Origin of the sequence: Mesorhizobium sp. M1342 (genome assembly GCF_040317955.1) — a bacterium.
GTDB lineage: Bacteria > Pseudomonadota > Alphaproteobacteria > Rhizobiales > Rhizobiaceae > Mesorhizobium.
On sequence record NZ_JAMYLI010000006.1, the window covers coordinates 183,370 to 196,142 of the forward strand.

Annotated in this window: 11 protein-coding genes; 5 read left to right on the forward strand and 6 right to left on the reverse strand. The window is 64.4% G+C overall.

The genetic code is table 11. The features are described 5' to 3' along the window. Positions 1-11 precede the first annotated feature (11 nt). The 6 genes from NKH06_RS08425 to NKH06_RS08450 form a co-directional block, all read right to left on the reverse strand. The gene (locus NKH06_RS08425) at positions 12-1,010 is read right to left on the reverse strand and encodes an ABC transporter ATP-binding protein (protein WP_352774328.1); all 999 of its coding nucleotides are present in this window, start codon (positions 1,008-1,010) and stop codon (positions 12-14) included. 58 nt (positions 1,011-1,068) lie between these two features. Continuing rightward, on the reverse strand, positions 1,069-2,130 hold the full coding sequence (locus NKH06_RS08430; RefSeq protein ID WP_352440650.1) for a Gfo/Idh/MocA family protein: 1,062 nt from the start codon (positions 2,128-2,130) through the stop codon (positions 1,069-1,071). Beyond that, positions 2,127-2,966, reverse strand: a complete 840-nt coding sequence (locus NKH06_RS08435) for a carbohydrate ABC transporter permease (RefSeq protein ID WP_127380895.1) — start codon at positions 2,964-2,966, stop codon at positions 2,127-2,129. Before NKH06_RS08435 ends, NKH06_RS08430 begins: the two co-directional genes overlap by 4 nt. Positions 2,967-3,189: 223 nt before the next feature. Beyond that, a complete protein-coding gene (locus NKH06_RS08440; RefSeq protein WP_352774330.1) occupies positions 3,190-4,119 on the reverse strand; it encodes a carbohydrate ABC transporter permease in 930 nt (309 codons plus the stop codon). 249 nt (positions 4,120-4,368) lie between these two features. Next, entirely contained in the window at positions 4,369-5,628 is a 1,260-nt protein-coding gene (locus NKH06_RS08445) for an ABC transporter substrate-binding protein (protein WP_352440652.1), read from the reverse strand. Positions 5,629-5,630: 2 nt separating this feature from the next. Beyond that, the gene (locus NKH06_RS08450; protein ID WP_352440653.1) at positions 5,631-6,590 is read right to left on the reverse strand and encodes an N-acetylmuramic acid 6-phosphate etherase; all 960 of its coding nucleotides are present in this window, start codon (positions 6,588-6,590) and stop codon (positions 5,631-5,633) included. 198 nt (positions 6,591-6,788) lie between these two features. Here NKH06_RS08450 and NKH06_RS08455 point away from each other — a divergent pair, with 198 nt between their 5' ends. From NKH06_RS08455 to NKH06_RS08475, 5 genes are read left to right on the forward strand one after another with little or no spacing between them, the layout of a single operon-like run. Continuing rightward, positions 6,789-7,670: a glucosamine kinase nucleotide-binding domain-containing protein gene (locus NKH06_RS08455; protein ID WP_128305138.1), complete on the forward strand. Its 882-nt coding sequence runs from the start codon at positions 6,789-6,791 to the stop codon at positions 7,668-7,670. Further along, entirely contained in the window at positions 7,667-8,449 is a 783-nt protein-coding gene (locus NKH06_RS08460; RefSeq protein ID WP_027040192.1) for a GntR family transcriptional regulator, read from the forward strand. Before NKH06_RS08455 ends, NKH06_RS08460 begins: the two co-directional genes overlap by 4 nt. Continuing rightward, the gene (locus NKH06_RS08465) at positions 8,446-9,498 is read left to right on the forward strand and encodes an SIS domain-containing protein (protein ID WP_352892707.1); all 1,053 of its coding nucleotides are present in this window, start codon (positions 8,446-8,448) and stop codon (positions 9,496-9,498) included. Before NKH06_RS08460 ends, NKH06_RS08465 begins: the two co-directional genes overlap by 4 nt. Then, the gene (gene nagA / locus NKH06_RS08470; RefSeq protein WP_352774335.1) at positions 9,495-10,700 is read left to right on the forward strand and encodes an N-acetylglucosamine-6-phosphate deacetylase; all 1,206 of its coding nucleotides are present in this window, start codon (positions 9,495-9,497) and stop codon (positions 10,698-10,700) included. Before NKH06_RS08465 ends, nagA begins: the two co-directional genes overlap by 4 nt. 33 nt (positions 10,701-10,733) lie before the next feature. After that, the gene (locus NKH06_RS08475; RefSeq protein WP_023810866.1) at positions 10,734-12,773 is read left to right on the forward strand and encodes an ABC transporter ATP-binding protein/permease; all 2,040 of its coding nucleotides are present in this window, start codon (positions 10,734-10,736) and stop codon (positions 12,771-12,773) included.

Sequence of the window (12,773 nt, forward strand, 5' to 3'; positions counted from 1 at the left end):
GCTGCGCCCGCCTACTTTAGCACCTTCCCATCAGCCCCAAACCTATATGTCTTCGCCGGATCCGGCGTCGCATAGAGCGTCGCACCCGGCTCTGCATCATAGACGCCGAAAATGCGCACGGTAATCAGCCCCGCCTTCTCGCAATCGAGATACAGATTGGTGTCGGCGCCGAGGTGCTCGGCGTGCACCACCGTTCCCTTCCAGGCGCCTGACTTCGGATCGACGGTCAAATGTTCCGGCCGCACGCCGATGGTCTTGGCGGTTTCGCCAAGCCTGGCGCCGTCGACGAAATTCATTTTCGGTGAGCCGATGAACCCGGCGACAAACTCATTTTCCGGCGAATTGTAGAGCTCCATCGGGCCACCGATCTGCTCGATTTTCCCTGCGTTGAGCACCACGATCTTGTCGGCCAGCGTCATCGCCTCGACCTGGTCGTGGGTGACGTAGATCATCGTCGCCTTCAGCCGGCGATGCAGCTGCGCGATCTCCAGCCGCGTGTTGACGCGCAGTGCCGCATCGAGGTTCGAAAGCGGCTCGTCGAAGAGAAAAAGCTTTGGCTCGCGCACCACGGCGCGGCCGATGGCGACGCGTTGGCGCTGGCCGCCGGACAGTTCGGCCGGCCGCCTCGCGAGATAGGGCTCCAGCGACAGCATCGAGGAGGCGATGCCAATGCGGCGCTCGATTTCGGCCGCCGGCGTTCCTGCCTGCTTGAGGCCAAGGCCCATATTGTTCTTCACCGTCAGATGCGGGTAGAGCGCATAGGTCTGGAACACCATGGCGATGCCGCGCTTGGCCGGCGGCGTGGCGGAGACGTCCGCGCCGTCGATCACCACACGGCCCGAGGTCGAATCCTCCAGTCCGGCAATGACTCTGAGCAAGGTCGACTTGCCGCAGCCGGACGGGCCGACGAAGACGACGAACTCGCCGTCGTTCACTTCGAGGTTGATGCCCTTCAGCACCTCGACCGGCCCGAAGGCCTTCTTCACGTTCTCAATGTTCAGCGAGCCCACGGCAGTCCTCCAAATTGGAATGTGGGCGCCAGGGCACCCCCTGACGACAATTCTGCGGTCACAATCGCACCGCCTTTCCACTGCGCACGCTCTCGTCGGCTGCAAGGCAGACCGCGAGCGATCTGACCGCGTCGTCCATGTGTTTGGTGAGATCCAGATCCTCGCGGATCGCCTTCAGCATGAAGGCCTGTTCGAGGTCGCAGAGGTCCTGGTGGCCGGGCTCGCCTTCCATCGACAGCATTTCGTCGGCCTTGAGAAACTTGCCGTCCGCGCCGGTCGCGGCGCTGTGCAGGCGAATGGTCGAGGTCTTGGTGTGGGTGTCGATGTCGTCGGACTTCACACCTTCCTTCATGACGATCGACACGCAGCCATTGGGCGAGATGACGTCCTTCACAAAGAACGCCGTTTCCGAAATCATCGGCCCCCAGCCGGCTTCGTACCAGCCGACCGAGCCGTCGTCGAACAGCACCTGCAAATGGCCGTAATTGTACATCGAGGCCGCCACCTCCTCGGTCAGCCGCACGCCCATGCCGCGCACCTCGACCGGCCTGGCGTCGGTGATCTGCAGCATGACGTCGAGATAGTGCACGCCGCAATCGACGATCGGCGACGTCGTCTGCATCAACTGCTTGTGCGTCTCCCAGGTGTGGCCTGAGGATTGCTGGTTGAGGTTCATGCGGAAGACGTAGGGGCCGCCGAGCTTGCGCGCTTCGGCGATCAGCCTGATCCAGGACGGGTGATGGCGCAGGATGTAGCCGATCACCAGCTTCTTGCCATTGGCCTTGGCCGCCGCGACGACGCGCTTGGCATCGGCCACGGTCGTTGCCAGCGGCTTCTCGACGAAGACATGGCAACCGGCTTCGAACGCCCTCACCGCATAGTCGGCATGGCTGTCGGAATAGGTGGCGATGCAAGCGACATCAGGCTTTTCGTCGCGCAGCGCCTCGTCGAAGGAGCGCCTGATGGCATAGCCCGACAGCCCGTCCGGCAACGGCACGTCCGAGCGGTTGATCAGCGCCGCGATCTGGAAGCCCGGATTGCTATGATAGGCCAGCGCATGGCTGCGGCCCATATTGCCGAGGCCGGCGACGACGACGCGAAGAGGTGTTTCAGAGTTCACTTGACGGCTCCGGACGTGATGCCGCGGATCAGCTGCCGCGAGAAGATGACGTAGAGGATCAGCACCGGCATGATCGCCAGCGACAGGGCTGCCAGGATGGCGTTCCAATTGGTGACGAACTGGCCGAGGAACAGCTGCGCGCCGAGCGTCACCGTCTTGGTTTCTTCAGACGGCGCCAGGATCAGCGGGAACCACAGATCGTTCCAGATCGGGATCATGGTGAAAACGGCGACGGTCGCCATCGAGGGCCTGACCAGTGGCAGCACCAGCCGGAAGAAGATGGTGTATTCCGACAGGCCGTCGATGCGGCCGGCATTCTTCAGATCGTCGGACACCTGCTTCATGAATTCCGACAGGATGAAGACGGCAAGCGGCAGGCCCTGCGCGGTGTAGACCAGGATCAGCGCCGTCAGCGTGTTGACCAGCCCGCTCGCCACCATCAGTTGCAGGATGGCGACGGTGCCCAGCCGGATCGGGATCATGATGCCGAGCGCCAGATAAAGCCCCATCAGCGAGTTGCCGCGGAAGCGGTATTCCGACAGCGCGAACGCCGCCATGGCGCCGAACAACAGCACGAAGAACAGCGAGGCGACGGTGACGACGAGGCTGTTCTGGAAATAGTGGATGAAGTCGCCCTGGCCGATCACCGTCGTGTAGCCGATCAGGTCGAAGGTTTTGGGCGTCGGCGGCGTCAGCGGCGCGCCGAAGATGCCCGCGCGCGACTTGAACGAGTTCATGATGACGAGGATCACCGGAAACAGCGCGATCGCCGTGTAGGTCAACAGGATCGCGTGGGCGCCGATGGTGCGGGGCACGGAACGGGTGGCGGTGCTCATTGGGAGGTCTCCTGACGCACACTTCCAAGGAATGGCGCCAAGGCACCCCCCTCTGTCCTGCCGGACATCTCCCCCGCAAGGGGGGAGATCGGATGTCGCGACTGCTTTCGCCAATCACCAACGCAGCAAGATGGCCGGCAAGGCCAACGCTGCCAATCTCCCCCCTTGCGGGGGAGATGGCCGGCAGGCCAGAGGGGGGTGTTCAAGCTCGACATCTCGCCCCTCAGAACTGGTAGCGACGCAGGCGCGTCTGGACGAGGAAGAGGTAGACGCAGACGCCGCCGAGGATGATCAGGAACATCATCGTGGCAATCGCCGCGCCCATATTGGGGTCGCCGGTCTGCAGCTGGAAGCCGAAGAAGGCGCGGTAGAGGAAGGTGCCGAGAATGTCGGTCGAATAGTTCGGCCCGGCGAGCGCGCCTTGCGCGGTGTAGATCAGGTCGAAGGCGTTGAAATTGCCGACGAAGGTGAGGATCGAGATAATGCCGATCGACGGCAGGATCAGCGGCAGCTTGATCTTCCAGAACTGTGAAAGGCCGGTAATCCCATCGCATTCGGCGGCCTCGATCACCTCTTCGGGGATCGACAGCAGGGCGGCATAGATCAGCATCATCGGGATGCCGACGAACTGCCACACCGAGATCAGGCTGAGTGCGGTCAGTGCATATTGCTCCTTGCCGAGCCACGGCGTGAACAGGCCTTTGAGGCCGACGAGATCCATCAGATGCGGCGCCACGCCCCACAGCGGCGACAAGATCAGCTTCCAGGCGAAACCGACGATGACGAAGGACAGGATGGTCGGAACGAAGATCGCGGTGCGGTAGAAGGCCGCGAATCTGAGTTTCGGGCTGGACAGAAGCGCCGCCAGCATGACGCCGATCGGGTTTTGCACGATCATGTGGATGATGAAGAACCAGGTGTTGTTCCTGAGCGCGTTCCAGAAACCCACCGACCAGTTGGGGTCGCCGAACAGGGTGCGGAAGTTTTGCAGCCCAACGAAGACCTGGTGCTGCTCGATGTTGCGGAACAGCGACAGCTGCAGCGTGCCGGCGAGCGGCAGGATCATGATCGCCGTGTAGACAAGCACGGCCGGCGCCAAGAAGATGCCGATGTGCCAGCGGAACGGTCTTTTCGGTCTGATATCTGCGGCCATGAGTTCGGTCCCCGCCGTCTTTCGGTTCCAAAGGGTATCGATCTAGATGATGCCTCGATGCACGGCCCGAACACTCTTGCCCGATGCGGCAAGAACAAAGGCCTGCGACTGATCAGCTAGCCTTCCCCACAACAGTGAGGGTAAGGCCGGGAGGCGGTGCCGACAATCGCAATCTGAATAGGTGCACTGTGAATGAGGTGGTCCGGAACCGGCCAGGCGTGCGCCCGGCCGGCTCCGTTGCCTGAGCTCTTACTTCGCCGGCTTGTACCAGCTGTCGAGGCCGGTCTGCAGCTTCTTGGCGGCAGCTTCCGGCGTATCGGTGCCGTTGATGACGTTGGCCGATTCGACCCAGGTCTCGTTCTCGAGGTTCGGCGTGCCGCGCGACAGGATCTGGTAGGTCGAACGGATCGTCGGCTTGCACTTGGCGCGCCAGGAGACGAATTCCTGCGCCAGCGGGTCTGCCATCTTCACCGGCGAGGAGTTCAGGCTGAAGAAGCCCGGCAGCGCGTTGGCGTAGATGGTGGCGAAATCCGGCGAAGCGACCCAGGACAGGAAGGTCTTGGCCGCATCGGCATTCTTCGAAGCCGCATTGAGGCCCATGCCGATATCGGTATGGTCGGAGATGTAGCAGGTGTCGCCGGCCTTCTCGACCGGCGGCGGGAAGGCGCCCATCTTGAACTGCGCCTGGGTGTTGAACAGGCCGATTTCCCACGAGCCGGCCGGATAGATGGCTGCGCGGCCGAGCGTGAACAGGTTCTGGCTATCCGGATAGGTCTGCGCCTCGAAGCCATCGCCGAGATAAGGCTTCCACTTGGCCAGTTCCTCATAGGGCGCGACCCAGTCCTTGTCGGTCAGCTTCTGCTCGCCCTTGATCAGCGCCGCGCGGCCGTCCTCGCCCTTCCAGTAGTTGGGGCCGATGTTCTGGTAGCCCATGGTCGCGGCTTCCCAGAGATCCTTGGTGCCCATCGCCATCGGGATGTAGGTGCCGTCGGCCTTGATCTTGTCGAGCGCGGCGAAGAACTCGTCGCGGGTCTCCGGCACCTTGATGCCGAGCTTGTCGAAGGCGTCCTTGTTGTAGATGAAGCCGTGGATGACCGAGGCCATCGGCACGCAGAAGCTCGCCTTGCCGTCGTCGGTCTGCCAGGCGGATTTGGCGACGGGTGAGAAGTTCTCCATGCCGGGTAATGCCGAGAGGTCGGCAAGGTTGCCCTTCTTGAACAGCTCGAGCGACTTGTCGAATGGGCGGCAGGTGATCAGGTCGCCCGCCGAACCGGCGGCGAGCTTGGCGCCCAGCGCCGCGTCATATTCGGTCGGAGCCGACGGCGCGAACACCACCTTGATGCCCGGGTTCTTGGCTTCGAAGGCCGGGATCAGCTTGTCCTTCCAGATGGCAAGGTCGTCACCGCGCCAGCTTTCGATGTTGAGCGTTACGTCTGCGGCAGAAGCAACCCCGGCCGAGCCGAGAATGCTGGTGCCCAAAAGCAGTGCCGTCAGTAGTTTCGTTGTCATGCTCAGTCTCCCTGTTGACCTTTTTCAGGTTCGGTTTTGATGAGAACGGAGGCAGTGCGCCCTTTGCTCCCCTCTATCGCGGAAAGGGCCGGCCGCAGCTTCTGGCCGGCCTCTTCCAGTATCTTCTGCGCCGCGTCAGTGCTGTCGGCGCCGGCGGCGAGCAGAATGGCGGTCTTGACCGCGCCGCCGCTCTTCTCGAGCAGGCGGGCCGCCTCGTCCGTGTCGCGCCCGCTGACGGCGGCGACGATGCGCGCCGCGCGGTCGCGCAGCTTGATGTTGTCGGCCATGAGATTGACCATGTAGCCGTCATGCACATGGCCGAGATGGATTGCGGTCAGCGTCGACAGCATGTTGAGCGCGATCTTCTGGGCGGTGCCGGCGCCCATGCGCGTGGAGCCGGCGATCAGCTCCGGCGGCGTTTCGAGCAGGATAGCGGTTTGCGCCTGGCGCAGCAGAGCCGAGTTCCGGTTGTTGGCGATGCCGATGGTGGCAGCCCCACGGCGGGCAGCCTCCTCGATGGCCCGCACCGCATAGGGGGTCGTGCCACTGGCGGAAATGGCGATCAGGCAGTCGCCCTTGCCGAGGCCTGCCTCGGCAACCGCTGCCGCAGCCTCCTCGGTATCGTCTTCCGGCCCTCCGGCCAGCGTGCGGAAAGCGTCGTCGCCGCCGGCGATCAGGATGGCGATGCGGTCGCGGTGAATGCCGAAGGTGCCCGGCAACTCCAGTGCATCGGCCAGTGCCATCAGGCCTGAGCTGCCGGCTGCAGCGTAGGCGAGCTTGCCGCCGCTCTTCAGCCTGCCGGCAATGATCTCGGCGGCCCTGGCGATGGATGGAATGGCGTGGCGCACGACCTTGGCGGCTTCGATCTGCGCATCGGCCAAATAGGAAAGGACGGTGTCCGGAGCCTGGATATCCAGCCCCTCGGCATTTTTGTGAAGCGCTTCGGTGCGCGTTTCGGCCATCCCGGTTCCTCCAATACCAGAACAATACCAAAAAAATACCACTTGTCCACACGCATTAACGAATTCGCTGGTCGGAAATCGCTGAATCGACGAAATACGTAGATTTTTCAATAAAATACGGCTTAATCTTTTTGAAACGGAAATTAACCCTTGGCTATTGGTATTTTATTGGTATTATCCGCTTGGAGGAGAAATCACGTGAATTTCGTGCTCGGAATCGATGGCGGCGGCACCAGCTGCAGGGCCGCCCTGGCAACGGCGGACGGCATGGTGATCGGCCGCGCCAAAAGCGGCGCCGCCAACATCCGCACCGACCTGACCGGCGCCCGCTTGAACATCGTCGAGGCCGCGCGGCAGGCGTTCCTCGCCGCCGGGCAGGATGCGGAATTGATCCCGCGAACACCCGCAATTCTCGGCCTTGCCGGCGCCAATGTCGGCACCTACCGGCAGCAGCTCGAAGCGATCCTGCCGTTCAGCATCAGCCGCGTCGAGACCGACGCCGAGATCGCACTGGAAGGCGCCGTCGGCTCCGGTGACGGCGCCATGGCGATCCTCGGCACCGGCACCGCCTATATGGCGCGCAGACAAGGCAAATCGCGCGCCATCGGCGGCTGGGGCTTCCAGGTTGGCGACCAGGGCAGCGGCGCCCGTATCGGCCGCGACCTGCTCGAACAGACACTGCTTGCCTATGACGGCGTTCGCGCCGGTTCGCCGCTGACGCAGAGCATGCTGGCCGTCTTCCGCAACAACCCGGAGGACGTCGTCGAATTCACCACCAATGCCAAGCCGGGCGACTTCGGCGGCTTCGCGCCCAAGGTGTTCGAGCATGCCGAAAAGGGCGACAGCGTCGCCAACTGGATCCTCGACAGGGTGGTCGCCGACGTCGAAGCCTCGCTCGGCGCGCTCGACCTTGCCGACGACGCGCCGCTGTGCCTGCTCGGCGGGCTGGCGCCGCTCTACGCGCCGCGGCTGTCTGCCCGCTATCGGGCGCTGCTGAAGCCGCCGCTCGACGACGCGCTGGGCGGCGCGGTGCAGATGGCGGTTCGCCTTTTCGCCGGACACGCGGAGGCAACTCGATGAGCGAGGCCGCCGACCAGATCTTCGCCACGCTCAAACATCAGGCGCAAAGCGGCGCGCCGCTTTATCTGCAGCTTCGCAAGAGCATCGAGGACGCGGTCAATCGCGGCCTGATCGGGCCGGGCGACGCGCTGCCTTCCGAGCGCGACATCGCCACCAAGGCCGATATTTCGCGGGTTACCGTGCGCAAGGCGGTGCAGGACCTAGTCAAGGGCGGCATCCTGGTGCAGCGCCACGGCTCCGGCACCTTCGTGGCGCCGCGCATGGAGCGTGTCGAACAGTCGCTGTCGCGGCTGACCTCGTTCACTGAGGACATGGCGCGGCGCGGCATGGCTGTGCGTTCGGCATGGCTCGACCGCGGCCTTTACGCACCTTCGCCCGACGAGATGATGGTGCTCGGCCTGTCGTCGAGCGAACTGGTGGCGCGGGTGGCGCGCCTGCGCATCGCCAACGACACGCCGCTGGCGATCGAGCGCGCCTCGCTGTCGGCAAGCGTCTTGCCCGACCCGGCCGATATAGGCTCCTCGCTCTATGCGGCGCTGGAATTGACCGGCAACCGGCCGGTGCGCGCCGTGCAGCGCATTTCCGCCGCCAATCTCGGCGACAGCGACGCGCGCCTGCTCGAAGTGCCGCCAGGCATCGCCGGCCTGCACATCGAACGCATTTCTTATCTGGCGAGCGGCAAGGTGATCGAATTCACCCGCTCTATATACCGGGGCGACGCCTATGATTTCGTCGCCGAACTGCGGCTGACAGGGCCGAGCGAAGAGGGCCGACCATGAGTAAAGAGCCAATCAAGTCGACCGATGTGACCCATATGCGGCGCGAGATCGAGGAGATCCCGCAAGCCGTCGCCCGTCTGCTCGATGGCTCAGGCACCATGCTGACCGAGGCCGGGCGCGGCATCCGCGAACGCGACCCGCAGTTTGTCGTCACCGTGGCGCGCGGCTCGTCCGACCATGCCGCCACTTTCATGAAGTATGCCGTCGAGCTTACCGCCGGCCTCGCCGTGGCGTCGGTCGGACCGTCCATCGCCTCGATCTATGGCCGAAAGCTCAGGCTCGCCGGCTCGGCCTGCCTGGCGATCTCGCAGTCGGGCAAGAGCCCCGACATCGTCGCCATGGCCGAAACCGCGCGTGCCGGCGGCGCGCTGACCGTCGCCATCACCAACACCGCCGATTCGCCGCTGGCGCGTGCCTCGGACTATGCCATCGACATACTGGCCGGCCCCGAGCGCAGCGTGGCGGCAACCAAGACCTTCATCAATTCCGCCGTTGCCGGTCTCGCTTTGATGGCGCATGCCACCGGCGACGAAGCGCTGCTGGTGGCACTGGCCGGCTTGCCGGAGCATTTCCGCAAGGCGATCGCCTGCGACTGGATGAGCGTGCTGGCCGAAACGATCGAGAAACAGAAATCGCTGTTCATTCTCGGCCGCGGCCCGTCGGCGGCGATGGCCAATGAGGCGGCACTGAAGTTCAAGGAGACCTGCGGCATTCATGCGGAGGCCTACAGCGCCGCCGAAGTCATGCATGGCCCGCTGGCGCTGATCGGCCCCGATTTTCCGGTGTTGGCGCTGGCCGCGCGCGATGCGTCCGAACCGTCCATCGCCGAGGCCGCCGACAGCCTGGCGGCCAAGGGCGCGCCGGTGTTCGTCACCTCCGCACTTGGCAAACGCGCCGTGCGCCTGCCGCATGTCGCCACCGGGCACCCGCTGACCGATCCGCTGACGCTGATTGTGTCCTTCTACATGTTCGTCGAGGCCTTTGCCCGCCACCGCGGTCTTGATCCGGATACGCCGCGCAATCTTCGCAAGGTGACGGAGACAGTATGAACGATCGCTTTGCCCTGACTGGTGCCCGGATTTACGACGGGGACGACTGGCATGAAGGCCACGCGCTCGTCGTGCGCGACGGCCTCGTCGAGGCTATTTTGCCCACCAGCGCCATCCCCTCGGATATCCGCGTCGTCGAGACTGGCGGTGGCGTGCTGGCGCCGGGCTTCGTCGACCTGCAGGTCAATGGCGGTGGCGGCGTCATGCTCAACGACCATCCCGATGTCACCTCGATCGAAACCATCTGCAAGGCGCATGCGCCCTTCGGCACGACGGCGCTGCTTGTGACGCTGATCACCGACACGCCCGGCGTCACCGCCGCCGCCGTCGCCGCCGGCGAAGCAGCGGCGCTGCGGAAGGTGCCGGGCTTCCTCGGCCTGCATCTCGAAGGCCCGCATCTGTCGATCGCGCGCAAGGGCGCGCATGATCCGGCGCTGATCCGGCCGATGACGGACGCCGACCAGGCGATGCTGATCGCGGCGCGGCAAAAGCTGCCGGTGCTGCTCACCACCATAGCGCCGGAATCCGTCGAACCGGCGCGTGTCTCGGCACTCGCCAAGGCCGGCATCGTCGTCAGCCTTGGCCATTCCGACACCGGCTACGCCACCGCCAGTACCTTTGCCGAGGCCGGCGCCTCGATGGTCACCCATCTGTTCAATGCGATGAGCCAGATCGGCAATCGCGAGCCCGGGCTGGTGGGCGCGGCCATCGACATCGGCGCGTTGTCGGCCGGTCTCATCGCCGACGGCATCCATGTCGATCCCGCCACCATCAAGATCGCGCTGCGCGCCAAGCAAAGTCCCGGCAAGATCGTGCTTGTCAGCGACGCCATGGCGACGATCGGCACCGACATGACCTCGTTCACGCTGAACGGCCGCACCATCTACCGCAGGGACGGCAGCCTGCGGCTTGCCGACGGTACACTGGCGGGCGCCGATCTCGACATGATCTCTGCCGTGCGTTTCATCCACCGCGTAGTCGGGGTCGAGCTTTCCGAGGCCTTGCGCATGGCCTCGCTCTATCCGGCGCAGGCGATCGGCCAGTCGCACCGGCTCGGCCGCTTCGCCAACGGCACGGCCGCGGACATGGTCGCGCTGTCGGACGATCTCGACACGAAGGGCGTCTGGATCGGCGGCGAAAAGGTTTTTGCGGCCGGTTCCGCCACTGCGTTGATTTCAGGTTCAAGTCGGCTGACGTCATGAAACCTTTTGATTTTGAGGTCGTTGTCGGAGCGTATGTCCGAGGCGAAACCCAAATTGAAACAGGCCGACGGCATCAAACCGCGCGATGCCTTGAAGCCGCGACAGCAAGCGCCGCGTGACCAGAGGCCACGCCACGAGGAGTTGCGCGAAAAAAAGCCGTCGGCCGCCGAAGCTGCCCCCGAGGTCGACGGCCAGCCGGGACCGCCACCGGAGGCTGTCGAGCCCGATCCGCAACTGACGCTCGAAGAGGCCGAGCAGGCGCGCAAGAAATATCTGCTGCGGCGTTTCTGGATCAGCGCGCGCGGTTACTGGAGCCGGCGCGGCGACCGGCTCGCCTGGCCGTTCACGATCGGGGTGTTGCTTCTAATCTGCATCAATATCGGCTTCCAGTATGGCATCAATGTCTGGAACCGCTCGATGTTCGATGCGCTCGAGCAGCGCAACGCCCGCAGCGTCTACTTCCTCAGCGCGCTATTCGTACCGCTGGTGATCTGCAGCGGCAGCCTTGTCGTCGCGCAGGTTTACCTGCGCATGACGATCCAGCGCCGCTGGCGTTCCTGGCTGACCACCGCGGTCATTGCGCGCTGGCTGGCAAGCGGTCGCTACTACCAATTGAACCTCGTCGGCGGCGACCACCAGAACCCCGAGGCCCGCATGACCGAGGATTTGCGCATCGCCACCGAGTCGCCGGTCGATTTCATCGCCGGCGTCCTCAACGCGTTCCTGTCGGCCTCGACCTTCATCGTCGTGCTGTGGACCATCGGCGGCGCGCTCACCCTGCCGATCGGCAGCGAGAGCATTACCATTCCCGGCTTCCTAGTCATCACCGCGATGATCTATGCCGCCATCACCTCGACCTCGATGGTGGTCATCGGCCGCCATTTCGTCCGGCTCTCCGAGCAGAAGAACCAGGCGGAAGCCGAATTGCGCTACACGCTGACGCGCGTGCGCGAAAACGGCGAGAGCATCGCCTTGCTGGGCGGCGAGGAGGAGGAGCGCAGCGGCATCGACAGGAATTTCGGCCATGTGCTCAGGCAATGGGCGCTGCTGACGGGCCAGCACATGCGCACGGCGGCGGTGTCGCAGGGATCGAGCCTGTTTGCGCCGGTCGTGCCGATCCTGCTGTGCGCGCCAAAATTCCTCGAAGGCTCGATGACGCTTGGCGAGGTGATGCAGGCAGCGTCTGCCTTTGGCATCGTGCAAGGCGCGTTCGGATGGCTGGTCGACAACTACCCGCGTCTTGCCGACTGGAACGCCTCGGCGCGGCGCATCGCCTCGCTGATGATGTCGCTCGACGGGCTCGAGCGTGCGGAGCAGAGCGACGCGCTCGGACGCATCCAGCACGGCAAAACCGAAGACGGTGCGATGCTCAGCCTCGACGATCTCTCCGTCACGCTCGACGACGGCACCTCCGTGGTCAAGGAAACCGAGGTTGCGATCGAACCGGGTGAGCGCGTGCTGGTGGCTGGCGAATCCGGCTCGGGCAAGTCGACGCTGGTGCGGGCCGTTGCTGGCCTGTGGCCATGGGGCGGCGGCAGCGTCAATTTCCACGCCGACAGGCGACTGTTCATGCTGCCGCAACGCCCCTACATCCCCTCGGGCACGCTTCGCCGCGCGGTCGCCTATCCCGCGGCGGCGGACAAGTGGACGATCAAACAGATCAAGGCCGCCCTCGACAAGGTCGGCCTTGCCTATCTTGCCGAAAGGATCAAGGAAGAAGCGCCATGGGACCAGACGCTGTCGGGCGGCGAAAAGCAGCGCCTCGCCTTCGCGCGCCTGCTGCTGCACCGCCCCGATATCGTCGTGCTGGATGAAGCAACCTCGGCGCTCGACGAGAAGAGCCAGGACACCATGATGGCGACGGTGATCCGCGAATTGCCTGATGTCACCATCATCAGCGTGGCGCACCGGGCCGAGCTGGAAGCCTTCCACAGCCGCAAGATCACCCTCGAACGGCGCGAGGGCGGCGCCAAGCTTGTCAGCGACATCAATCTCGCCCCACGCAAGCGCAACCTGCTGAAGCGCGCCTTGTGGGGTTCCGGCAGCCGGGCCGAAAGGCCGCGCAAGGAGTAA